General features: G+C 43.6%; 18 protein-coding genes. 10 read left to right on the forward strand and 8 right to left on the reverse strand.

Annotation, left to right across the window (positions count from 1 at the left end; genetic code table 11):
* Positions 1-177: 177 nt before the first annotated feature.
* From ACVBIK_RS00955 to ettA, 5 genes are all read right to left on the reverse strand, one after another.
* A complete protein-coding gene (locus ACVBIK_RS00955) occupies positions 178-3,291 on the reverse strand; it encodes a multidrug efflux RND transporter permease subunit (protein ID WP_447168864.1) in 3,114 nt (1,037 codons plus the stop codon).
* Complete coding sequence (locus ACVBIK_RS00960) at positions 3,292-4,407, reverse strand: efflux RND transporter periplasmic adaptor subunit (RefSeq protein ID WP_447168865.1); 1,116 nt, start codon at positions 4,405-4,407, stop codon at positions 3,292-3,294.
* Positions 4,408-4,889: 482 nt separating this feature from the next.
* Positions 4,890-5,984 carry a shewanella-like protein phosphatase gene (locus ACVBIK_RS00965; protein WP_447163658.1) on the reverse strand — a complete coding sequence of 365 codons (1,095 nt, stop codon included), beginning with the start codon at positions 5,982-5,984 and terminating at the stop codon, positions 4,890-4,892.
* 92 nt (positions 5,985-6,076) lie between these two features.
* The gene (locus ACVBIK_RS00970) at positions 6,077-7,255 is read right to left on the reverse strand and encodes an acyltransferase family protein (protein WP_447168866.1); all 1,179 of its coding nucleotides are present in this window, start codon (positions 7,253-7,255) and stop codon (positions 6,077-6,079) included.
* A 302-nt stretch (positions 7,256-7,557) separates the two neighbouring features.
* Positions 7,558-9,225: an energy-dependent translational throttle protein EttA gene (gene ettA, locus ACVBIK_RS00975; RefSeq protein WP_447161890.1), complete on the reverse strand. Its 1,668-nt coding sequence runs from the start codon at positions 9,223-9,225 to the stop codon at positions 7,558-7,560.
* A gap of 279 nt (positions 9,226-9,504) precedes the next feature.
* On the opposite strand from ettA, the gene glyA reads away from it, so the two are divergent.
* The 9 genes from glyA to ACVBIK_RS01020 all read left to right on the forward strand — a co-directional run bounded on the left by glyA (position 9,505) and on the right by ACVBIK_RS01020 (position 17,148).
* Complete coding sequence (gene glyA, locus ACVBIK_RS00980; RefSeq protein WP_447161889.1) at positions 9,505-10,761, forward strand: serine hydroxymethyltransferase; 1,257 nt, start codon at positions 9,505-9,507, stop codon at positions 10,759-10,761.
* Between the two features lie 148 nt (positions 10,762-10,909).
* Positions 10,910-11,359 (forward strand): transcriptional regulator NrdR, encoded by a 450-nt coding sequence (gene nrdR, locus ACVBIK_RS00985; protein WP_012276315.1) that lies wholly within the window; start codon positions 10,910-10,912, stop codon positions 11,357-11,359.
* Positions 11,360-11,427: 68 nt separating this feature from the next.
* A complete protein-coding gene (gene ribD, locus ACVBIK_RS00990; RefSeq protein WP_447168867.1) occupies positions 11,428-12,549 on the forward strand; it encodes a bifunctional diaminohydroxyphosphoribosylaminopyrimidine deaminase/5-amino-6-(5-phosphoribosylamino)uracil reductase RibD in 1,122 nt (373 codons plus the stop codon).
* Positions 12,550-12,552: 3 nt separating this feature from the next.
* Complete coding sequence (locus ACVBIK_RS00995; RefSeq protein ID WP_447161887.1) at positions 12,553-13,218, forward strand: riboflavin synthase; 666 nt, start codon at positions 12,553-12,555, stop codon at positions 13,216-13,218.
* Between the two features lie 149 nt (positions 13,219-13,367).
* On the forward strand, positions 13,368-14,471 hold the full coding sequence (gene ribBA / locus ACVBIK_RS01000; protein ID WP_447161886.1) for a bifunctional 3,4-dihydroxy-2-butanone-4-phosphate synthase/GTP cyclohydrolase II: 1,104 nt from the start codon (positions 13,368-13,370) through the stop codon (positions 14,469-14,471).
* Positions 14,472-14,616: 145 nt separating this feature from the next.
* The gene (ribH, locus tag ACVBIK_RS01005; protein WP_447161885.1) at positions 14,617-15,093 is read left to right on the forward strand and encodes a 6,7-dimethyl-8-ribityllumazine synthase; all 477 of its coding nucleotides are present in this window, start codon (positions 14,617-14,619) and stop codon (positions 15,091-15,093) included.
* A 14-nt stretch (positions 15,094-15,107) separates the two neighbouring features.
* Positions 15,108-15,515: a transcription antitermination factor NusB gene (gene nusB / locus ACVBIK_RS01010; RefSeq protein WP_447161884.1), complete on the forward strand. Its 408-nt coding sequence runs from the start codon at positions 15,108-15,110 to the stop codon at positions 15,513-15,515.
* A gap of 179 nt (positions 15,516-15,694) precedes the next feature.
* On the forward strand, positions 15,695-16,654 hold the full coding sequence (thiL, locus tag ACVBIK_RS01015; RefSeq protein WP_447168868.1) for a thiamine-phosphate kinase: 960 nt from the start codon (positions 15,695-15,697) through the stop codon (positions 16,652-16,654).
* Positions 16,654-17,148, forward strand: a complete 495-nt coding sequence (locus ACVBIK_RS01020) for a phosphatidylglycerophosphatase A family protein (RefSeq protein WP_447168869.1) — start codon at positions 16,654-16,656, stop codon at positions 17,146-17,148. Before thiL ends, ACVBIK_RS01020 begins: the two co-directional genes overlap by 1 nt.
* A gap of 68 nt (positions 17,149-17,216) precedes the next feature.
* Here the strand turns inward: ACVBIK_RS01020 and recN are convergent, their stop codons facing one another.
* On the reverse strand, positions 17,217-18,878 hold the full coding sequence (recN, locus tag ACVBIK_RS01025; protein WP_447161881.1) for a DNA repair protein RecN: 1,662 nt from the start codon (positions 18,876-18,878) through the stop codon (positions 17,217-17,219).
* A 562-nt stretch (positions 18,879-19,440) separates the two neighbouring features.
* Here recN and ACVBIK_RS01030 point away from each other — a divergent pair.
* Positions 19,441-20,085 carry an imm11 family protein gene (locus ACVBIK_RS01030; protein WP_447168870.1) on the forward strand — a complete coding sequence of 215 codons (645 nt, stop codon included), beginning with the start codon at positions 19,441-19,443 and terminating at the stop codon, positions 20,083-20,085.
* Between the two features lie 137 nt (positions 20,086-20,222).
* Here ACVBIK_RS01030 and ACVBIK_RS01035 read toward each other — a convergent pair whose 3' ends face one another.
* Positions 20,223-21,845 (reverse strand): response regulator, encoded by a 1,623-nt coding sequence (locus ACVBIK_RS01035; RefSeq protein ID WP_447168871.1) that lies wholly within the window; start codon positions 21,843-21,845, stop codon positions 20,223-20,225.
* Positions 21,846-22,054: 209 nt separating this feature from the next.
* On the reverse strand, positions 22,055-25,591 hold the full coding sequence (locus ACVBIK_RS01040) for an ATP-binding protein (RefSeq protein ID WP_447168872.1): 3,537 nt from the start codon (positions 25,589-25,591) through the stop codon (positions 22,055-22,057).
* Positions 25,592-25,775 lie beyond the last annotated feature (184 nt).

Here is a 25,775-nt window from a genome sequence, read left to right on the forward strand (position 1 = left end):
ATAAGTCATTATTCGAGCGTGAATAACGGCTGTTTATGTGTGATTTAGCAACCTTGATACCTTTTAGTATAGAAAGAATTGATTAAATCGCAGCAGTATCGGTAAGGTAAGTGGATTGCCATATAAACAAAAAGGAGCTCAATGAGCTCCTTTTTTACGCAAAAACGGGAACTTACGCTATTGTTTTGCGGGGTTTGAATGCAGATGTTCTGCAATGGCTTTATCAAGTTGTGACTCGACAAAACCGGGTGATTTAGTTGCTCCAGAGATCAAGCGATACATAGCGGGGATCACTAGCAAGGTCACAAAGGTGGCAAAGGCCATGCCAAAGAACACCACTGTACCAACGGCTATCCGGCTTTCAGAGCCTGCTCCTGTAGACAGGATAAGCGGGATTGCGCCAATTAAGGTGGTAAAGGCTGTCATTAGAATGGGGCGCAAGCGTCTTACAGAGGCATCGATAATCGCTTGTTCGATCTCAAGACCTTTATCACGTAGCTGGTTAGCAAATTCAACAATCAAAATACCATTTTTAGTTACCATGCCAATCAGCATTATCATGCCTATCTGGCTGTAAATATTCAGGCCTTGACCAGTTAAATACAAACCTAAGAAACCGCCAAATACTCCCATAGGAACAGTAAACATGACGACCAATGGGTTAATAAAGCTTTCAAACTGCGCGGCTAAAACAAGATAGGCTACCAGCAGAGCTAAACCAAAGACCATAAACACACTGCTTTGGTTTTCTTTAAAGTCTTTAGACTCGCCAGTATAGGCAACCGAAATATCGCTTGGCAGCATCTCAATGGCTTTCTGGTCAAGAAAGTTCAATGCCTGGCCTAACGTATAACCCTCACCTAAATTGGCCTTTAAGGTGATTGATTTCTGTTTATTGTTATGGCTTAGCTTTTGTGCTGACGCCACCTCTTCGATGTGGGTGATGGTGTCTAGGGTGATTAGTTCACCTTTGGCTGAGCGCATATAGATTTGGCTTAAGTCTGCTACGTTACTAAAGCTGTTTTCGTTACCGCGAAGGTAAACATCGTATTCTTCACCGCGCTCAACAAAGGTGGTTTCACTGCGACCGCCGAGCATGATCTCTAAGGTTTCAGACACTTGGGCAACACTTATCCCAAGCTCTGCAGCGCGTTCTTTATCAACTGTGACCACAAGTTCCGGTGTGGTTTCTTTATAATCGATTTCAGGGCTTTCAAAGATTGGACTATAAAGTGCTTCCTCTTCTAAAGCTTGTGCCCATTTAAAGAGCTCTTGGTAATCACTGCCACCAAGTACAAACTGAACCGGTTCGCTCGAGCCACCTCTAAAACCGGGTAATAGCGGGCGCACCATAACATCGGGAATGCCTTTTAACGCGTTGGCAATGACACCTAGGGCTTGCTGCGCATTAACGGTTCTTTCGTTCCAGTCCTCAAGTTGAATGATGACAAAGCCTGTTTGATCACCTGCTCGGCCGCCAAAGGCTGGCGCTTGCACACTGAAAGACTTGACCACACCTTGGCCTAATAGCGGCATTAACTTATCTTCCGCAATCTCCATATTGGCTGCCATACGGTTATAACTGGTGCCTTCAGCGCCTTTAATAAAGGCAAAGATAACGCCTCTATCTTCTTGGGGGGCTAGCTGAGCGGGCACTTGCTGCATTAACCAGCCGCTACCTATAATGCAGGCAATAATGACCAGGGGAGCGGCAACTCTAAATGACACTGCCTTACTTACCATCTTGCGGTAGGCGTGTTCTAGTTTGCTAAATATTGACTCAACCCAGAGGTTAAAGCGGTTTGGTTTAACGTTCGCTTTAAGTAACTTACTGCCTAATACCGGTGTTAAGGTTAGCGCAATAAGTGACGAGAACAGCACTGAGACCGCTAGCATTACCGAAAATTCGGTAAATAGCAGGCCGACCATACCCTCCATAAAGGAGATAGGTAGGAAAACCATGACAAGTACGGCGGTGGTTGCAATAACCGCAAAGCCGACTTCTCGAGTACCGTTATAGGCAGCTAAGAGAGGAGGCTCGCCCTTTTCAATATGGTGGAAGATATTTTCCACCACCACGATGGCATCATCGACCACAAGGCCAATAGAGAGGATAAGTGCCATGAGGGTGAGTAGGTTAATCGAATAACCCAACATATTGGCAGCAATAAAAGCTGAAATCAGTGACACAGGGACAGTCACTGCCGGAATTAACGTCGCCCTTGCTTGGCCGATAAAGATGTACAGTACTAAGACAACCAGCAATGCCGTTACAGCTAAAGTACTAAACACTTCGTCAATTGAACGGTCAATAAACACTGTTGAGTCATAATCGACAATCAGTTTAGTGCCTTCGGGTAAGAATTTTTGAATACGCTCCACTTCTTTGTGGACGTCTTGAGCCACTTCAAGCGGATTGGCGTCAGACTGCGGTACAACGCCTAAGCTAATATTGACCACACCATCGCTTTTAAACGTTGAGTTTTCATTCATCGCACCAATAAATACATTGGCGACATCTTTAAGATAAATAGGTGTACCATCGGCTGCAGTGCGAATAACGAGGTAGTCAAAATCTTCAGGAGTTTGATACATACGCGCTGTGCGTACCGCCATCACGGTGGTGTCGTTTCGCACTTCACCGCCGGGTGTTTCAACGTTTTCTTTATTGAGCACGCTGACGATATCTGATGCGGTGACATTGCGGCCAGCCATTAGCTCAGGCTTAAGCTGTACATACATAACCTTGTACAAACCACCTGAGATATCAACACTGCTCACGCCAGAGATAAGGCTGAACCTATCTTCTAAAACACGCTGAGCGTAATCGGTCAACTGCGTTCTGTCCATGACAGATGAGCTTAAGTTGACGTAAACAGAAGGCTCACCGGTACCGTTATCCTTTGATACGATAGGGTCGTTGGCTTCATCGGGAAGTCGGCGTTGTGCACGCGCTACCGCGTCACGAACGTCGCTGACCCCTTCGGTTAAATTCCATCCTAAAAGGAAGGTCACTGTAATACGTGACATGCCGTTTCGGGTCACCGACTCAATTTGGTCGACACCGCTAATACCGGTTAACTCGCCTTCAAGTGCGGTAGTAATTTGGCTTTCCATAATGGTTGCAGAAGCACCTTCATAGGTGGTCATAACGGTGACCACTGGGCTTTCTACATCGGGCATTTCACGCACGGCAAGCTTACTAAAGGATACCGCGCCAAATACACACAGTAATAGGCTTAAGACGATGGCGACAACAGGGCGTTTTACTGAAACATCAGACAACCACATTTAGATGCTTCCTCGTGCTTGTTGCTCTTTAGCCGTCTCTTTTGCATCTTCTTTGTGTGCTAGTGCAACGTCGGCTAAATCGTCTACGCGTAGCCCGTCACGCATATTGACTAAACCTTGTACAACGACTTTGTCACCAATGCTTAGTCCGCCGGTAATTAACACTTCATTTTCGATGCGAGCGCCAAGGGTCACTTTAGTGCGTTTGGCAATTCCGTTTTCGTCAATGACATACACAAAACGGTTAGTGCCTGAGTATTCGAGTGCTTGTACCGGAATGACGGGTTCAGACACACTTGGAAATAGCAGGGTTGCTGACATCATCATGCCCGGTTTTAGCTGCAGGTTTGGATTATTGAATTGCACTCTCACCCTAAGATTTAAGGTGTCTTGATTGACTCGTGAGTCAATGGCGATAACCTTGCCGATAAAGTCTGTATTTGGCCATGCACGGCTTTTGGCGCTGACTCTCATGCCAACGCTGAGTTGTGACAGGTGATTTTCCGGTACCTGCAGATCAAGACGCATGCTGGATAAGTCATCTAGGGTTAATAGCTCTGTACCTGTGGTGACCATTTTGCCTTGACTGAAATCAATCAGGCCTGCAGTGCCGGCAAATGGCGCAGTTAAATAGTGATAATCAAGGTCGGCCTGTGCGGCGGCTAAACGAGCGCTCGCCATATCGACACTGGCTTTTTGGGCGTCAATTTCAGTTTGGGTGATAGCATTTTTATCTATCAGTTTTAGAAACTCTTTTAACTTACGTTTTTCATCGGCTAAATAGGCGGCTGCCTCGGCAAGGGCTGCTTGTGCTTTTGCATCATCAAGCTGGATCAGTATCTGGCCGTTATCAATTTTTTGCTCTGTGCTGACTAGAATAGACTTTATCTTACCTGCAATTTGCGGGGCGATATAAACTGATTGCTCGGCATCAAGTTTACCGATTAAGGACAGCGACTGAGAAAGATCGTGTTGCTGAACAATGCCAGTAACGACAGGCACGGTGCGAACAGGTCTTTGTTTGAGATCTGTTCGTTTCGCTTCAGTCAGACTACTGAAGGTTATTGCGCCAGCAACAATCAATAATATAGGGATAAGAATATATGAGGATTTCATGAATGATTACTTACACAGCCAAAGTTGAGATTATTTTAGATAAAATTTCAACCTCATAGGGTAAAGCAATGTAAAGTAAAGAAAAGTAGAAGTTAATGCTTTACCTTTTGCAAACAATTTATTGGCAATTTTAACTTGCTGTAACCTTTGTTACGGCTTTTGCTAGGTTTGTATTTTATCGGTCGGTTAGCGGGGAAGGTTATCTATGAGCCAGGGAGCAGTAGTCGGTAAAGCTGAGGGATGGCAAAGAAGTTAAATTATGTGGGGTTAAATTAAGCGGAGTGAAGTTGATCATGACAGGGCTGTTGCTTAGCGATAGTTAACTGGCCAACATTCAAACTAAAGCTAACCAAGCATTAACTAGCAAACTTGGCTCTAGGTTCTAGGTTCTAGGTTCTAGGTCCTAAGTTCTACGTTCTGCGCTCTAACTTAATGCACTGGTAGCAAACATGCCCCTAGTGCACTAGATCGCGAGTGAAAGGCTACAATGCTTGGCGAGAACCATCGAAAAGGCCTCGTACTAATTCATGATTTTCAATCAGTAACAACTCACCTTGCTTACCCCGCTTAATGCTACTATCGATGGCGATGACCTTATTGTTAAATAGTCCAAGTACCCGCTTTTGAGAAGTATGGCCAACGGTTATATGCTTGACGTTAAAATAAGCCAGTATTTTATCGAGTTCAGCTTCGGTAAAACTATCTTTAAAATAGCCTCGATACCAGGTTGGTCCATTGCCATAAAATAGAAAACTCAATAACTCATCTTGTTTTAGCTCAGCCTTAGGTCGACCTATGTTAGCGCGAAACAGACGATTCGCTTCCTCGATAGTTAACTGGCGCTCTAACCATTCACTGCTGATCCCGCCATGCATATATAGCACGTCATTAATCTTAACTAAGGTATTTTTACTTCTTAGCCACTGACCAATTTCGGTGTTATCCGCGTAAAGTTCATCGTTACTTCTGTTTAATAGTTTACTGGCTAGGTCGTAACGTTGATGCACGTATCTAAGATCGCCACCGAGTACCATCTGCTCATGGTTACCCATGAGTAGGTGCAGCATACCGCCAGCCGCTTTGGCTTGTCTGTCTAGCTGGTACATAAACCAAAGTACTTCGTTGATTTGGTCGCCGCGGTCAAACATGTCGCCTGTCATCACCATATGACCATCGCCAAAGGCCCAGTTATGATCGGCATCAATGATTTTTTGATTTTTTAGTAAGGTGATTAATACATCGTACTGGCCATGAACGTCACTGAGTGCGACCACTTTTTTTATACCGCTGTAGCTATCAGGCATGACCTGCTTTATGGCATGACTCAGTGTAGGTTGTGGTAGCTGACCGCAGTTATCTGGGCGTTTAAGTGTGCGCTCACTCACTCGAGTCGTTTTAAGTTCTGCATTACAGATCCAATAGGCGGTCTGTTCATGTGACTCTTGGCTGGCATTGGCCTTCTGATCAGTTGTGACTTCTTGGATCAGGTAGGGCCCATCAAATTGATAGTCTTCATTGGCGCTAAGCTGCGTTGACAGCAAGAGCAGCGTTGCGGCATAGAGTAGAGGTTTAAACATAATGTGGTAACTCTTAATATTAGTTATTTGTATCGATTGGTACTGTAACTTGCTTCTTTTTTTTATCGTTTTACTTGGGTGGTTCTTGCTACTTACCAGCCGATTAAATAGCGGCTACGTTTACTGAGTAGCTTTTTAATGATGATGGCAATCAAGTAAGAGATAGCTACAACCACTAAGGTGACGATTAAAGTGGTAAAGATATTACCTTGGCCATTTAATCCCAAAAAATCTGGGCTGTCATAGAGCATCCACCACGGCGTTGTTATCCATGGGTGGATAAAGTAAATCGCAAAACTGACTTCTGCTAGCTTTTGTAGTGGTGCAATCGAGATATGCTCAAACTTGTTCAAAATTGCCAGTATCACCAGCGTGAGTAAGATTTTTTGTGGCAGCATTAAGTCTGGCACTGTCATTTCAAATGGGGCTTTATTAAGCGTGCCTGCACCAAAGTATTGCGCCTGTATAAGCGCTAAGGCAATACCCGTGAGTAACATCGGCAGCCAATACTTATCGATAAACGGGAACAGTTTATCGCGATGCGCCGAGCCCCAAACTCCAAGCAGGTAGACGGGTAAGAAGTAGACTAAAGACTGAATCGCATTGAGGTTTGATATGGGGCGATGCACCATAATGGCAATGATTAAAAGCGGAATCGCGTAGTAGAGTACTTGCTGCTTTTTAATGAGATACATGACCCAAGGCGATAGGGCGAATAACATCATTCCCATTGGAATATACCAATAAGCGGTAAGGGTACGGCCAGTTATTACGTACCAGCTCGCCGCCGCTGCAGGGCCGGAAATATCTGCCATTTCCTTATGCATCATGGGGTCGGTTCCCACTGTGAGATGCCAAACAATCCAAGGCAGAGACAAAAGTAGATAAGGAAGGAAAACAAATTTAGTTTTGCTCTTCATATACTTTTTGTAGTCCCAGCGGTGATAAAACACATGGTGAAAAAGAAAGCCGGAAATAAACACGAAAAAGACCGTGCCATTCATCATTAAGTTAAACCAGGCTTTATCGGCAAAGGTTTCAATTTGCCAACCCGCTGGGCGATAGCAGTGCGCCATGACGATAAAGATAATCGCAATACCACGGAAGTGATTAATACTATTTAAAAAAGCTTTTGGCTTGCTAATGCTAGGTGTGACGTCTGTTTCTGCTGTGACAGTTTCTTCAGTAACTTTATTTTCCCTAATAAGGGACCCAGCGGGCTCTGTCTTCAGCTTATCGGCCGTTACTGCGGGCTGCTGTTTGTCATCCATTGCTTTGCTCGTCCATAAATGTTCGTCGTTTAATATATCGAGTGCACGACTTGTTGTTTTTAATTGGCTATTTTATACCAATGGATATCTTCGCATAATTAGCAGGTATTTTGTTACGCAGTTGAAAAATATTTATTGGCCATCTATTTATTAGATGACTGTTCATTAGGTTCATTAGGTAGCTATTTATTAGGTGGCCACTTATTCGCTAGCTGCTGAGGAAGGCGGGAGTAAACTTAACGGGACAAGTAGATAATAAAAAGGAGGCCAATGAGGCCTCCTTGTTTAATCGAGTGTAAGAATTATTTAACCATGCGCTTATACTTCAAGCGATGTGGCTCAACAACATCAGTACCCATAGTTTCTTTCAACCATGTTGAGTACTCGGTGTAGTTACCCTCATAGAAGTTCACCTTGCCCTCATCACGGTAATCTAGGATATGGGTCGCGATTCTATCGAGGAACCAACGGTCGTGCGAAATCACCATGGCACAACCAGGGAATTCAAGTAACGCTTCCTCTAGTGCACGTAAGGTTTCAACGTCCAAATCGTTGGTTGGTTCATCGAGTAGCAGTACGTTACCGCCAGCTTGTAGAAGCTTAGCTAAATGCACACGATTACGTTCACCACCTGATAGGCTGCCGATAATCTTTTGCTGATCGCCACCACGGAAGTTAAAGCGGCCTACATAGGCACGGCTTGGAATTTCGGTGTTGTTGATGCGCATGATATCTTGGCCATCAGAGATCTCTTGCCAAACCGTGTTCTTGTCATTCATTGAATCACGGAACTGCTCAACAGAAGCGATTTGTACAGATTCGCCTAACTCAACGCTGCCACTGTCTGGCTGCTCTGCACCTGAAATCATCTTAAATAGCGTTGATTTACCCGCGCCGTTAGCACCGATAATACCAACGATAGCGCCTTTTGGTACTGAGAAAGTCAAGTCGTCAATCAGTACACGATCGCCATAAGATTTAGTCAGGTTAGTGATTTCAATAACCTTGTCACCTAGGCGTGGTCCTGGTGGAATAAATAGCTCGTTGGTCTCGTTACGCTTTTGGTAGTCGTTAGTATTAAGCTCTTCAAAGCGAGCCATACGCGCCTTACCTTTAGACTGACGGCCTTTAGCCCCTTGGCGCACCCATTCAAGTTCTTTGGCAATTGTTTTTTGACGCGCGCTTTCAGTAGCAGATTCTTGGGTTAGACGGGCATCTTTTTGCTCAAGCCAAGATGAGTAGTTACCTTCCCATGGAATACCTTCACCACGGTCAAGTTCTAAAATCCAACCAGCGGCATTATCAAGGAAGTATCTATCGTGGGTAATGGCCACAACGGTACCTGTGTACTCTTGTAAGAAGCGCTCTAACCAGGCTACCGATTCGGCATCCAAGTGGTTGGTTGGTTCGTCGAGCAACAGCATGTCTGGCTTTTCAAGCAGTAAGCGACAAATTGCCACACGGCGGCGTTCACCACCTGAAAGCACTTCAATTTTCTCATCCCAATCGGGTAGTCGTAGTGCGTTAGCGGCACGGTCCAAAACTACATCTAGGTTGTGAGCATCTTGCGATTGAATAATGGCTTCTAACTGGCCCTGCTCTTTAGCAAGGGCGTCAAAGTCAGCATCGGGCTCGGCATAAAGCGCATAAACTTCGTCTAAACGTACCAGTGCATTTTTGGCTTCGGCCACGGCTTCTTCAACCGCTTCACGTACAGTTTGGTTTGGATCAAGTTTTGGTTCCTGCGGTAAGTAACCAATTTTTAGGTCCTGCATTGGGCGCGCTTCGCCCTCAATTTCAGTATCCAAGCCCGCCATAATGCGCAGTAGGGTGGATTTACCAGAGCCGTTTAAGCCTAAGACACCGATTTTTGCGCCAGGGAAAAAGCTTAATGAAATATCTTTTAAGATCTGTTTTTTAGGCGGGACAATCTTGCCCACTCTAAGCATGCTATATACAAATTGAGCCATGTTATTTCTCTTTGATTGTATTTTTTCTACGTTGATTGGCGGCAATTCTACTTGATTCGATACAGAACTTAAATCTGAATTCGAGCAGTTTCATTCACAGTTAACGCATAAATCTGTTAGCTAGGTATTGGTGGTTATTTATACCGATTAGTGCTTTTTACGAAACTCTCTCATCTAGAAATGCAAGTAATTTCATGTTGTAAATACTGGGATTGTGATCGAATGCGCTGTATCATACCGCGCAACCCTACTAGAAGAATTTTACAGCTGGAGTGAGTAATGCTGAAAAAAGATATGAATATCGCGGATTACGATCCACAACTATTTGCAGCAATTGAAGATGAAACGCGTCGTCAAGAAGAGCACATCGAACTCATTGCTTCAGAAAACTACACTAGTCCTCGTGTTATCGAAGCTCAAGGTACACAGCTAACTAACAAGTACGCTGAAGGTTACCCAGGTAAGCGTTACTACGGTGGTTGTGAGCATGTAGATATCGTTGAAGAATTAGCTATCTCGCGCGCTAAAGAGCTATTTGGCGCTACATACGCTAACGTTCAGCCACACTCTGGCTCACAAGCAAACGCAGCTGTGTTTATGGCATTGCTACAAGGTGGCGATACCGTTTTAGGCATGAGCCTAGCCCACGGTGGTCACTTAACTCACGGTTCTCATGTGAGCTTCTCTGGCAAGCTATACAATGCTGTTCAGTACGGTATCGATGAATCAACAGGTAAGATTGATTACGCTGAAGTTGAGCGTCTTGCTTTTGAGCACAAGCCTAAGATGATTATTGCGGGTTTCAGCGCATATTCGGGCATTGTTGATTGGGGTAAATTCCGTGAAATCGCTGATAAAGTAGGTGCATACCTGTTTGTTGATATGGCGCATGTTGCAGGTTTAGTTGCCGCGGGGATCTACCCGAGCCCTATGCCACACGCTCACGTTGTGACAACAACAACGCATAAGACACTGGCTGGCCCACGTGGCGGCTTGATTCTATCTGCGATTAACGATGAAGATATCTACAAAAAGCTAAACTCTGCGGTATTCCCAGGCGGCCAGGGTGGTCCTTTAATGCACGTTATTGCTGCTAAAGCCGTTGCATTTAAAGAAGCACTAGACCCTGAGTTCACGACTTACCAAGAGCAAGTGGTTGTTAACGCTAAAGCGATGGCGCGTACGTTCATTGAACGTGGCTATGATGTGGTATCTGGTGGTACTGAAAACCACCTATTCTTGCTTGATTTAATCAGCAAGGACATCACAGGTAAAGATGCTGATGCCGCTCTTGGCAATGCTAACATTACCGTTAACAAGAACTCTGTACCAAACGACCCTCGCTCACCATTTGTGACCTCTGGTCTGCGTATCGGTTCACCTGCAATTACCCGTCGTGGATTTGGTGAAGAAGAATCGGTGCTGTTAACTAACTGGATGTGTGACATCTTAGATGACATTTCAGATCTTGCCGTTAGCGAACGCGTTAAGAGTCAGGTTCTGGAATTGTGCGCTAAGTTCCCTGTTTACGGTTAACCTTAAGCGTTTAATCAGGTAGACTCCTATGGCCGCATTTATGCGGCCATTTTTGTTATTATTCGAGCATACTTTTGATTCGAGCCTACTTTCTGAGGTTTTGCTAAATTCAGTGAGTGAAACTACCTAATTTCTAACCGGAGGCTAAATGCATTGTCCATTTTGCAGCGCAACTGACACAAAAGTGATTGATTCGCGATTAGTCGCTGACGGCCATCAGGTTCGTCGACGTAGAGAGTGTGTTCAATGCCATGAACGTTTTACTACCTTTGAAGGTGCCGAGCTTGTGATGCCTCGCGTAGTGAAACAAGATGGCAGTCGCCAGCCGTTTGATGAAGAAAAATTACGTGGTGGCATGTTAAGAGCCGTAGAGAAAAGACCTGTGTCTATGGATCAAATTGAACAGGCATTAACTAAGATTAAATCGACTTTACGCGCGACCGGTGAGCGTGAAGTTAAATCAGAAATGATAGGTAATCTGATGATGGACCACTTAGTCAACTTAGATAAAGTTGCCTATATTCGTTTTGCTTCTGTCTATCGTGCTTTTGAAGATGTTTCAGAGTTTGGTGATGCAATCGCTAAACTGCAAAAATAACCTATGCTACATGGGCTAAGCCAACCGCTTAGTCCTCAAACAATCGAACAATCGGAATTGCCGCCATTATGTGGTCTATCGAAGACAGTCAAATGATGAGCCTGGCCATTGAATTGGCACAAAAGGGCATTTACACCACTCGTCCAAATCCTTGTGTTGGCAGCGTTATCGTCAAAGATGGCGAAATTGTTGGCGAAGGCTACCATATTCGTGCTGGCGGTCCTCACGCCGAAGTTTACGCCTTAAATATGGCTGGAATCGATGCCAAAGGGGCTACCGCCTATGTCACGCTAGAACCTTGCAGCCACTATGGCCGTACGCCTCCTTGTGCTAAAGCATTAATCGAGCACGGTGTAAGCCGTGTTGTCATTGCCGTTACCGACCCCAATCCACAAGTGTCTGGTCGTGGCATTGCCATGCTGCGAGAGGCTGGCATTCAAGTCGATGTGGGCTTGATGACCGAAGAAGCGAAGCAAGTTAACCTAGGCTTTTTAAAGCGAATGGAGAAAGGCTTGCCGTGGGTCACGGTTAAGCTTGCTGCGAGTATCGATGGTAAGACTGCGCTGTCTAATGGTGTGTCAAAATGGATAACGGGACCTGAAGCGCGCAGCGACGTTCAGCGGCTTCGTGCGCACCATTGTGCATTGGTCACAGGTGTTGAGACGATACTTGCTGATGATCCGAGCCTCAATGTGCGTCATAGCGAATTAGGCTCGCTTGCACACCAGTTAGCACCAGCAGAAATTCATCAACCACTGCGGGTAGTATTAGACAGTCAAGCACGCCTTGGCGCTGAGCTAAACTTATTTAACACAACAAGCCCAATTTTGTTGGTGTCGACAATCGCGTACCCCGAGAATGTGAAAGCAGCTTGGCCAGCTCATGTGACTCATCAAATTTTGCCCGCGGTTGATTCTCGTATTGACCTGCAAGCCTTGTTGGGTTTATTGGGGGAGAGTTGTAACTCAGTACTCGTTGAAGCTGGGGCAACACTCGCAGGGGCCTTTGTTAACCAAGAGCTTGCAGATGAAATCGTGCTGTATCAAGCGATGAAAATCTTAGGCTCTCATGGGCGTAATTTGCTCGCGCTAGATGATTTTCAAGCCATGATGGACATACCGCGTCTCAACCTAATCGATGAGCGCAAAGTGGGTAAAGACACCCGCTTAACGTTAAGAGTGAGTAATTAGTTTATGTTTACTGGGATTATTGAGTCAGTTGGTCACTTAAGAAAAGTGCAGCGCCGTGGTGATGATATTCGTTTAACCGTCGCCAGCGGAAAACTGGATTTGTCAGATGTTAAACTTGGCGACAGTATTGCCACCAATGGTGTGTGTTTAACCGTTGTTGAGTTAATGAGCGACGGTTATGTGGCAGATATTTCAGCCGAAACAGTCAATTTGACGGGGTTCTCTCATTATCAGGTTGGAAAAGCCGTTAACCTTGAAAAAGCCGTTACCCCCACAACCCGTTTAGGTGGGCATATGGTCAGTGGTCATGTTGATGGTATTGCCCATGTGGACGACAGACAGTTTCGGGGCCAAGCGATTGAGTTTTGGCTAACACCACCTGTAGAACTGGGCCGCTATATCGCCCATAAAGGTTCAATTACAATCGATGGTGTGAGCTTAACCGTTAATGAAGTGCAAGGGCATAGATTTAGGCTGACCATAGTACCGCACACTGCAGGTGAAACGACCTTAGTGGATTTGAAGGCCGGCGACAACGTTAATATTGAAGTGGACTTGATAGCCCGTCATTTAGAAAGGCTTATGAGTTACGGCACCCAAGAGCAAGAGAGCAGCCCCAAGTCAGAAGTGACTATGGAATTGTTAGCTCGCTCAGGTTTTTTACGATAAAGACTGGCTTAAGGCGGATTTGACGATTAAATTTGTCTTAATCAAGTCTATATACAATCAAGAATAATCATTACATTAGATACTGGTTTAAGTTCATCGTTATTGACGCATGTAACTTAGAATACAGTGAGAAAAATAAAGGTCTGAACATGGCGTTACATAGTATAGAAGAGATCATCGAAGATATTCGTCTAGGTAAGATGGTGATCTTGATGGATGACGAAGACAGAGAAAATGAAGGCGATCTGATCATGGCTGCCGACATGGTGACGCCTGAAGCTGTGAATTTCATGGCGACATTTGGCCGTGGCCTTATCTGCCAAACATTGACTAAAGCGCGCTGTCAGCAGCTTAACTTACCTTTGATGGTCACTAACAACAATGCCCAGTTTTCGACTAACTTTACCGTTTCAATCGAAGCGGCCGAGGGCGTAACCACGGGCATTTCGGCGCAAGACCGTGCAGTAACCGTGCTTGCGGCGGTGGGTAAAGATGCAAAGCCATCGGATATCGTGCAGCCTGGCCACATCTTCCCGCTAATGGCGCAAGAAGGTGGCGTACTTATTCGTGCTGGCCACACTGAAGCGGGCTGTGATTTAGCGCGCCTAGCAGGTTTTGAAGCATCATCGGTCATTGTTGAAATTCTTAATGATGACGGCACCATGGCCCGTCGCCCTGATCTTGAAATCTTCGCGAAAAAGCATGGCTTGAAGATGGGCACGATTGCCGACCTTATCGAATACCGTAACACCAAAGAAACCAGTGTTGTTCGTGAAGCGAAATGTAAGTTGCCAACTCGTTTTGGCGAGTTTGAAATGCTGACTTACCGCGATACAATCGATAACCAGTTGCATCATGTATTAGTTAAAGGCGACGTTACCGAAAACACATTAGTACGTGTGCATCTACAAAACACCTTCAATGATTTATTGCATTCAGAGCGTGATCAGCAGCGTAGCTGGCCATTAGAGAAAGCGATGGAGCGCATTAGCAATGAGGGTGGCGTGTTGGTGTTATTGGGTAATCATGAGCACAGCAGCGATATTCTAGCCAAAGTTAAAGCTTTTGAAGCTGAAGATAACGGTAGCACACCTGTTGCTGCACAATGGCAAGGTACGTCTCGCCAAGTGGGTGTAGGCTCACAAATTCTTGCGGATGTGGGCGTAACAAAGATGCGTTTATTAAGCTCGCCAAAGCGCTATCATTCTCTTTCAGGCTTTGGTTTAGAAGTAACTGAATATATTGCAGAATAAATGCTGGCCTCAGGTTGATTGTCAGTCTGAGGCTTAAATTCACACTTTTCTTATTAATTGCATAGCGATCAGTGCGGAGTGCTGTGGTATCATACCGCCTCTTCCGTCCCTATGCTGGGTAATTAAGCTAATTTAGGTAAGATAAATGAACGTAGTTCAAGGTAATATCGAATCGAAAAACGCCAAAGTTGCGATCGTAGTTTCACGTTTTAACAGTTTTCTTGTTGATAGTTTACTCGATGGCGCGGTTGACACTCTTAAGCGTTTTGGCCAAGTTGCAGATGACAATATCACTGTAGTTAAAGTGCCTGGCGCTGTTGAACTGCCACTCGCTGCACGCCGCGTCGCGGCTAGCGGAAAATTTGACGGTATCATCGCACTAGGTGCGGTTATCCGTGGTGGTACACCTCATTTCGATTTTGTTGCAGGTGAATGTAATAAAGGTTTGGCTCAAGTAGCACTTGAGTTTGATATTCCCGTTGCATTTGGCGTTTTAACCACTGATACCATTGAACAAGCTATTGAGCGTTCGGGTACTAAAGCAGGTAACAAAGGCGGCGAAGCTGCACTTGGTCTGCTAGAAATGGTTAACGTTCTGCAAGCACTTGAAGAACAGCTGTAATTTAGGACAATTTAATGAAGCCTTCAGAGCGCCGTAAGGCCCGCCGTTTAGCCGTTCAGGCCATTTACTCATGGCAGCTAAGTGGTAACAATATTGCTGATGTTGAGCATGAGTTTCTAACAGAACAAGTTATTGATGGCGTCGATATCGCTTACTTTCGTGAGCTATTAGGTGGCGTTGCAACAAAGAAGAGTCAATTGGATGAGTTAATCACTCCATTCTTGACTCGTCCACTTGATGAAGTGGACCCAGTTGAAAAAGCGATTGTACGTCTAGCAACTTATGAACTGACATTCCGCAAGGATGTGCCTTATAAGGTAGCGATTAACGAAGCTATCGAGCTTGCAAAAGCATTCGGCGCAGAAGATGGACATAAGTTTGTTAACGGCATTCTCGATAAGCTGGTAGCACGCAATAGATAGTTAATAGAAACGGCATCCTAGGATGCCGTTTTTGTTAGATCTGACAGTGGGATAAGAACAGTCCATGCATTTTCCACCTGAGCAAAGCGCAGTAATTCCTAATCTTTGCTAGCGTGACGGCCTGATTTACACTTACCTTATTTATCCCTGAATCCTTCCTCTAATTTGTGATTGGTATTGTGAAAGAATTTCAATTAATCGAAAGTTTTTTTACTGGGCGCGCTCAGTCTCGCAAAGACGTTGTTATTGGTATTGGCGATGATTGCGCCATAGTTAAGCCAGCAGAAAATAAGTCTATTGCCATCTCGTGTGACACTTTAGTTGAAAATGTACACTTTTTCCCTGATATGCCAGCTAAAGAGCTTGGCTATAAGTCGCTTGCAGTAAACTTATCTGATTTGGCGTCAATGGGCGCAGAACCTGCTTGGATGACCTTAGCACTGACCTTACCCGAGGTTGATGAGGCTTGGCTCGCTGACTTTAGTGCGGGCTTGTTTGAGATAGCAGAATATTATGGTGTCGCACTTATCGGTGGCGACACCACACGCGGTCCACGCTCTATCACCATCACTATTAATGGTCAGGTACCTAGAGGCTGCGGGCTGACTCGTAGTGGTGCTAAAAATGGTGATTGGATTTATGTAACAGGAAATCTAGGGGACTCAGCACTAGGCTTAGAGCTTCTGCGTAATAAAGCTGAGGCAAACATCGATGACAGAGCGTATCTGATAAACCGTCATTACAGGCCTACTCCGCGGGTACTAGCTGGGCAATCACTGCGCACACTTGCCTCAAGCGCCATTGATATCTCTGATGGACTCATATCAGATATTCAACATGTGCTTAAAAGCTCACAAGTTGGCGCTATCATTAATGTCGATAATATCCCAATGTCTGCACAGCTTAAACGTAATACGTCAGCTGAGATGGCACTAAGCTATGCATTAACCGGTGGTGAAGATTATGAGCTATTATTCACCGTTCCAGAAGCTCAAAAAGGTGCGCTAGAGATATCACTCGTTGAATCGGGTGTGAAATTTACCCAGATTGGACAAGTATGTACTGGCGGGCAATTACAATTGCTTAGTGGAAATCAGCCATTTGAACCTATTAATTTGGGCTTTGAGCACTTTAACTAATGAATTTACTCTCTAAAGATCCTGTACTAGCTAAGCTTTCATTAAAAAATCCTATCCACTTTTTGGCTTTAGGATTTGGCTCTGGGCTCGCGGCAAAAGCGCCGGGTACTTTTGGCACTATCGCTGCCATTCCACTTTATTTACTCATGGCACCTTTGAGTTTGCCTTGGTATATCGGATTGACTGTTATCTGTATGCTTGCGGGTTTTTACATCTGTGATAAAGCATCAAAAGATATGGGCGTGCATGACCATGGTGCGATTGTTTGGGATGAGGTAGTCGGATTGTTGATCACCATGATTGCCGCACCAGCAGGGTGGCAGTGGTTGGCTATTGGTTTTCTCCTGTTTCGTTTATTCGATATCTTAAAGCCATGGCCCATTCGTTGGCTTGATGCTAAGGTTCATGGCGGTTTTGGTATTATGATTGACGATGTGCTTGCGGGTATTTTTTCGCTACTTTGTTTACAAGGTTTCGCTTACTACTTTGCTTGATAGCTGTTTAAAGAATAAAAAATGCAGAGCTTAGCTCTGCATTTTTGTTTTACTCGCTAAAAAAGAGATTAGCTAAGCAGGAGTTCCTTTGCGTTCGCCAGAGTATTGCTGGTGATGGTGTCGCCACCTAATAGACGTGCGAGCTCTTCAATGCGCTGAGTTTTATCGAGCGTCACCATTGAGGTCTCCGTTTTGCCGGCCTTACTGCTCTTATTAACGAACATATGTTGATGGCCATTACCTGCAACCTGAGGCAAATGAGTCACACAAAATACCTGTGTTGATCCACCAAGACTTCTAAGCATACGACCAACAACAGCAGCTGTCGGCCCTGAAATACCGACGTCGACCTCATCAAAAATCAAGGTTGGAGTTGAGACCTTCTTAGCGGTGATCACCTGAATACCTAAACCAATACGTGACAGTTCACCACCCGATGCCACTTTGGCAATTGGCTGCAGAGGCTGACCAGGGTTAGTTGAAACTAAAAACTCAATATTGTCACAACCCGTTGGCGTAACAACAGCCTCGTTAAAATTCACCGCAATAGTAAACTTGCCCTTAGGCATGTTGAGCTCATGGATAGACTGAGTCACTTGCTTATCAAGCTCTTTAGCGTAGCGGCTGCGGCTTTGACTGAGTTTTTTAGCATGCTGTAAATAGGCTGCCTGGCTTGCTCTTAGTTGCTCACGTATATCGTCAAGTTTGTCGTCATCAGAGCCTAAATCCATGAGTTCATCTAATAGACTTTGGTGATGTTTATAGAGTTCGTTACCTGATACTTGATGTTTACGCGCAAGTTGCATAGCTTTTGAGAGTCGCAGCTCTAAGTGAGCGAAGTATTCTGGATCGAGCTCTAAGCCATCTAAGTAGCGTTCAAGTTCACTGCTACTCTCCTGCACTTGGATCAGCGCATCGTTGAGCATAGCCACGACATTACCCAGTTCAGGATCGTAGCTTTCGAGATCTTGCCCTTGGCTGATACTGGTATTTAGCAGTGATTCAACACAGCCTTCATCACAGTCTTGCAGAATGTGTAGTTGGCTACGGCAAAGCTCGATAAGCGCGGTGCTGTTCGCCAGCTTCTTGTGCTCGGCTTCAATAGACTCAAATTCACCTTCATTAATGGCAAACTCGTTTAGCTCTTCAACCTGATATTGCAGCAACTGCTTTCGAGCTAAGCGTTCTTGCTGGGACATTTCTAATAGGTGTAGCTGTTTTTCGATTGTCTTACATCTATGGTAGCTGGCGGTCACACCGTCGAGCAGCATCTTATGGTTAGCATAGCTATCTAATAGAGTGAGTTGATGTTCACTTTTTAACATGGCGTGGTGGGCATGTTGACCGTGAATACCAATTAATAGTTGTCCTAGCGACTTGATTTGCACTAAGGGAACGGGGTTACCGTTTATGTAGGCGCGTGAGCGGCCGTCACTGCTAATCGTGCGGCGTAAGATGCATTCATCATCAAGTTCAAGATCGTTATCTTCAAGCCAGCGTTTAGCGGCTGGAGTATCATCTAATAAAAAGCGGGCACTTACTTCGGCCTTAGTGGCACCAGGTCTAATGCTATTCGCGTCGGCTCGATTACCTAAACAAAGGCCAAGGGCATCGATAGCAATCGATTTCCCCGCGCCAGTCTCACCAGTAATACTGGTCATACCGGCTTTAAAGTCGAGTTCCAAAAAACGCACAATAGCAAAGTTGTTGATGCTGAGTTGGCAAAGCATAGTGATGTCCTTTTCAAAACACTGTATTGATAAACAGTATATACTGTTTTTATGTACAGTAAATACCTGGTTGGTAAATCAATCGATTTGATTGCATTTATGGGACGCTGTTTCAAATGGAATGAATCTGACAAATAGCCACTTTTAAGAGTTTAGAAATAAAGTATCTATTTTTCAATGTGGTAAGATGAGCTGCATCATAGCGATAGGCCATGTATGTCTGTTTTAGGTTGTACCCCAGTTATGGCTATCTATGGCATTTTAGACGGTATAAACAGTTTTCGATTGCAGTAAGTTGAATTTATTATGTGGATAGCGGCTTGTTAGAAGGTGCTAGGTGCTTCATTTTGTATGAAGGGGAATAACAGGAGTGTTCATGCTACACAGCCGCTATGTATGAGATAACAATTGTGAGCAACTATTCGCAGTTACTATTTGAGTAAATATGCGAGCAACTAACAGTAATCTGATAAGAATGAGCTATCAGTTAGCAAATATCATTTATAAACCATGAGTTATCAATCATCACGTATCGAATATAGCGATAGTTTAAGAGTAAGCAATGACAACATATAATGATGAGTATTATATTGCTTTTCGTCCTCGTGGTGATGAGCAGGTATACATTCGGCCTGATAGAGAAACAGCGCAAAGAAAATATCATTACACAAAGCTAGTTAGCGGTGAACAACCATTGATTTTTTCTAATGGTTTTAGAGACGAAACAAATCAGAAACGGCCTTTAACGGATCTGTTTGTTGATACTTCAGGTTTATTGATAAACGATGAACTGAAGGACAAATTTAGCCAATACAAGATCGAGGGGATGCAAATTTACCCCGTTGTATTTATAGATGATACTAGCGTTTGGCATGATAGTTATTGGTATTTTGGCTTCTATAAAGAGTTGGACTGTATTGATCTTGTTAACTCCGAAATTGAAATGTTTTATTTTGACGATGACGATGACGATGACGATGACGATGACGATGACGATGACGATCTGCTTGAGGTAAAGCGCTATTCTCTGAATAAGACTGTATTAGATAGTATTGATGAAGCTAATCGTCTGATTTTTAAAGTTGCCAACTGCTCTAAGAGTTATGTTTTTTTTCATAAAAGCATCGTTGAGTTCATCTCTCATAGAGCGTTTTCTGGTGTTCAATTTATTAAAGTGTCTGACTTTAGAGAGGGCGATCAGTTTTAAATCTTATTACTACATATCGCAGAGTCATTAATAAGGTTAATGACTCTGCGCACTAACAAGAAGCCCTTGTTCAAAGTAGAGGTGCTGCACTCATTTTAAAGTGGCTTAATGGTTAGCTTTTCACTCGCAAAAAGCAGTTACACAGCTTGGTTTGTACACTTATCGAGGGCTGATTGGTAATACTCTTGGTAATTGTTTGCTACGAGTTCTTCATCAACATACAGCTGCCTGATAACATTATCGCATCGAGCGATGATCTGCTGAACTTGCCCCGCGCCATATTGCCTAGGCCAAACATAAGACAATGACTTGATAATATTCAAGCACACGGTTTTTAGCAGTGGAGCCTTTTCATTTATTGCGAGGTAGGTTTCAAGCAGAGTTAATTTGTCTGCGCCGTTATTTTTTACGAAGGTGTATTGCTCTTTTAACCAGACTCGTTTTACTGCATTTCCCGTTTTCAAACTATCGAGCATCGCGACTTTACTCGAAAAAATAATCTGACTTGTCTCATAGCCTAAGGTTTCACTAGACCATTGGATTGCTAGATCAAATTCATTTTCAACACTCATAACATTCAGTAGCCAGGCATAATGAAATGCGGCGTAAAAGTGCTGAAAAGCCCCCTTAGAGTGTAAGCCCTTTAACATACTGATGGCACTGCGATAATAGCCTAACTCAATTGAGATATGAGCTTTAATAAGTGTGACTTCATTTTTAATTGACTCGTCTTTTGAGTCCATCAATAGCCGAAGGTGATGTTTCGCTTCTTCTATTAAGGTATTTCTTTTATGAGAAGTGCGGGCTGAATAGAGAATGGTACGGATCAAACTCAGTTTGGCGTATTCATTATTTCGGTAGGTATCTTTGTTGATCTCCAGATAAAGTCTAAAGCGCTCAAGTGCCTGATCATAGTCGTTAACTGAAAGGCAAAGGTTAACGATGATCTGCTCTCTTTCAGAATTACCCGGTACAAGTTGACTGGCTAGCTCTAGATGCGATATCGCCGTGGGAATATCGTTATTCTTAAGTTTTACATAGGCAGCTTCAGTTCTTACTCGCGTATCGTTGGGTAAAGAGATAAGCAATTGGTTGATAATACAATCGGCTTCCTCGGTTTGCCCTAGGTTTGCTAACGAATTGGCTAATCCTACTTTAGCCCAGTCCAGATCTTTTTTGGCGAGTGTAGACTGGTACACTATTTTAGCCTGTTCATGACGCTCCAGCATCGTTAAGAATACGCCTCTAAAGCGTTGGATGACAAAGTAGTATTCAGGGTGAAATGGTGCCATTTCGTCGCATAGTTGTAGCCCTTGGTGGGCATCTGATTTTCGCTCAGCAGTATAGAGACCTAATAATTTTTTTCTGCGCCTAATGGCGATAGATAAGCGATTTTTTAAGGTAATGGCATTGAAAGGCTTTAATAAATACTCGTCAGGTTTCAGTTCAAGAATAGGTCTGACAGTAGCGGACGAATTATCTCCCGTGACTAGTATAAAGACGGCTTCATCGCTCAGCAGGTTTAGGTGCTTGAACTCCTCAAACAATTGTTTCCCATTCATGCCTACACCAAAGTTGAAATCACAAATAATTACATCAAACTGCTTATTTGCAGCAAGAGCGAGTGCCATTTTGGCGCTTTTTGATGTCAGCACGTCGGTTTCAGAAAAACCTAGCTTTACCAACATACTCTTGATGGTAAATAGAAATGTGGGGGCATCATCGATGATAAGTACTTTTAGTGTTTGAAACGATTGCATAGCAAATATTGTCCAGAAAGAAATGTTGACTGCAGTGCTCAGTAATAAAATCCGCGTTAAAACTCTATAGCAATATCTGATAATGTTGCTATTTTTTGCTTAGTTGCTTAGTTGCTTAGTTGCTTAGTTAGCCGCTTAACGACCTCATGAGGTCGTTAAGTAAAGTGGACTTTCATTTAGCCACGTAATTACGGTTAACATTCTAAGGCTTATTGATACTGGCTAATTAACCATTGATTGATTGTATTTACAACGGCATCAATCTCCGCGCTCAGTTGCTTAATTGCATCCGGTGCACCGTCGCAGTTAACTGATTCACAGTTAGCTGCTGCAGTGGCTAATTGAGTTAGCCCTAGTGCATTTGCTGCGCCTTTAATGCGGTGGCCTAATGCTGATAATGGAATAGCTTGCTCTGTTAGCTCGGCTTTATCTGCCAGTAATGAATCTCTGACGATGGCAGAAAGTTCGAGTTGTTCTTCAGCACTATAGTCACTTAGCCACTCCAGCTGCTCTTGGTTATCGCCATTGGTTTTCTCGGCGCAGTAACGCCCTAAAACCTCACTAAGCAAGATAAAAGAGTAAGGCTTATATAGTACCTCACTCATACCTGCCTGATTTGCTTTTTCAGCTGCAAGACGTGAGTCTTCAGCTGTGCAGCCGACGATAGCTAAGTTTTTAAATTCAGGCTTGGATCTCAACTGGCGCACCAGGTCATAACCATTAAGATTTGGCATATGACAGTCTGTTATAAGCAGTGATACATTGTTTTTATTGGATGCTAAGTAAAGTAGCGCTTCTAGCCCATCGTTGACGGTTACCACTTCTAGCCCAAGTTTGCTAAGCTGCTTTTGAAATAAAAAGCGGTTAATCGGATCATCATCAGCAACTAAAACCTTGCCTTGGTATTGTTTGCTTTTAGCCGCGATCATCTCTTTGCTTTGGTGATTAGATCGTAAGACTTGTCTTAATAACAGATCCGGATATACATTGCTTGTTTCTGCTGGGGATTCGACCGTCAACACATTTGTGGCACTTTGCTGTAAGGTGATCCCCCATAGTGTAAGCCAACTTTTAATAGCCTCGTCTTGAGCGTACGCCTCGCTGACAAGTCCTAGATCTAAAACTGAAAACTTTGCAGGTAAACTTACCAATACTTTAGTGCCTAGATTAAGCTGACTGGTTACAGATATTTGCCCGCCCATTAGTTCAACGAGGTGCTGAACAATTGACATGCCTAGTCCCGAACCTCCATATTTACGGTTAATACTGGCATCTGCTTGCACAAAAGGCTGAAATAGCTTCTGTTGTTGTTCGGGAGTCATACCACAACCACTGTCTTCAATAACTAATGAGAGTGTATTGCTAGTATTGCTAACAGAGACTTTGACAAATCCTTGTTGGGTAAATTTGATTGAATTACTGACCAGATTGTTGACTATTTGGCTAAGGCGTAACCAATCTAATTCTGCGCGGCATAGCGTGGTGGGTTGCCAATCAAGCTTAAAGTTAACCTGTTTAACCTTTATGTTTGCAGCCTGCAGTCTCAGCGTCGCCCCAAGCTCTTCAAATAAGCAGCTGTTGTAACAATCAAGTTGCAACTGGTCCGCTTCCATTTTGGAAAAGTCTAAAATATCGTTCACTAAACCTTTTAATCGTTCAGCGGAAGCCTGAGCATTTTTCATTAACTCTTTATTCTTTGATGACTTGAGTTCAGGGCTAAGCAGTTCCATTAGGCCCATCATTGCTGCTAAGGGGGTTCTTAGCTCGTGACTGATAATGGCTAAAAATGACTCTCGGGTTTTTAAGGCTTCAATAGCTTGTCGTTTAGATGCTTTTAGCTCAGTAAAATCAGTAAAAACGGTGATGTGATACGCTTGGCCATCATTATGATGCACCACTTCTCGAGACACTCGATAATACTTGCCAGCAACAAAGCATTCGTTATTCGATGTTATTAGCCCTTCATTGGTCATATTTGACCGCTGTGCAGTTTCGCTATCGAGATAGGCACAAGGCACGGCGTTAGCTTTGTAGTCGTTATATGCTTGATTAGACAATAACGGTTTACCACTGGCGTCAGAAATAATCACCATGCCTGGAAAACTGTTCAATATGCTGGTTAACCACTGCATTTCATCATTAGACTTTTTGCCATTAGCGATAGCTTCTGATAAATATACTTTTAGCTTCTTATTCCATAAAAAACCGATAAAAACAGAAGCAATAGCAATTAATAACAATAAGATAATGGTATTTATTGTTTGCGCTTTATCATAGCCATAGAGTGTATGGATCTTTTGATGATTTTGAACGGCTAAGTGAATTTCATTTTTTGTGGTGACAGCGATTGCCACATCAAGCATATTTCTTAAGGCAAGTGATGTTGAGCTGAGTTTTATACACATGAGACTTTCTAGCGGCGGTTGTTCACCTATGACTAACTCGAAGTCTTCACCGGCACCATAGTACAGATATTGCTGCGCAGTGGTTTCAGGTATGTACGCGTGGGTGATAACACCATCTTTTATATCGTTTTTTAACGCTGTAAAATCTGAATAAATCGCAGGTGTACTGTCAAGGAAATCGAATGTATCTTGTATAGATATATGATTGGTGCGATCGAGTATTGCTATTTTAGTTTGGGTGTATGGCTTTTTGGTACGGATATACGACCACTTTACCGTATAAAAAGGCTGCGTCGAACTGGTATTGGGCTGAGCAATAAAGCGCCCGGGAATGAAGTCAACAATCGCTTGTTCAAGCATTGCATCAACATTCCTGCCATCTGGGTACACATATTCAAAATTCAAACCCGTTTTGCGAGCATAAATTTTCATGATGTCATGAATGTAGCCTGAGATCTCCCCAGTTTCTTTTTGAATGTACGACAGTGGATATAGGTTTTCTTCGATCGTATAGCGAATCGTATCTCTGTTGTATTGCTGATAGATAGCTTTGATGGCTAGCTTATTGTGCAACAAACTTAAATTTTTGAAATTAAAAGGCTGTATCGCGGGACTGCTTTGGTTTTGTTGCAGATATTGATTCAATATCTGCATTAAAGTCAGGTTGTTTTTAGCGACAATAAATGATGATTCGATCGGTTTTGCATCTTCATGAAATACAATGTCCCCTAGCCAGTCATGAGTTGTGACAGTTTGATAGTAATGGTGGACGGCACCAAAATGTATCACTGCAGCATCGGCCTTACCTGTCGATAACTGGTGTATTAAGCTTTTGATTGAATCGACTTTAATCAGTGATTTGTAGCCACGTTTTGCGCTAATGTCACAAGAAAATGAGCCTTTAATACATATCCAGTTTAACTTAGAGGGGGCGGTGTCGCGATAAGTTGAGTTACTTAACCAGTTTAATTGATAGTTTTTAAATACAGGTTGAGAGAACAGCAGCTTCTTTTCTCGCTCAGTCGTTGGTGAAAACCCAAGGGATAAGTCTGCTTCTCCAGATGCAACGGCCTCAATAAGCGTATCTAAGCTACTATATTCTTTAAATTCAATCTGGATGTCCAACTTCTGACCCAGTTCAGCGATGTAATCGGCATACCGCCCTTGATAGCCTGAAGCCATGTTCCAGTGAGTGCGAAGCCCTTCGCTAGGCTTAGCAACAACCAGTACTTTTTTATTTTGCAGAAAGGCTTTCTCTTGTGGTTCAAGTTCGAAAGATTGTGCGAACGCAGAGCTTAAAAGCGTTGTGAGTAACAAGAAAAAACCAGCAAACTTTGTCATTTTTTGAGCGGTGTATGAAAAAAGGTTGCGAATAGTAATCTACAAATCACTTTTTGACCAATCAATTTTTTACGAAAATCATGTTTTATAAAACCAGCATTCATGGCGTTAAAGCGAATGTAAAATCGCTTTGGTTAAAATGCACTTACTGGTTGGTTTTGCGTATTTTTTCGTTAATTTTTTG

This window comes from Shewanella sp. 125m-1 (assembly GCF_052977065.1).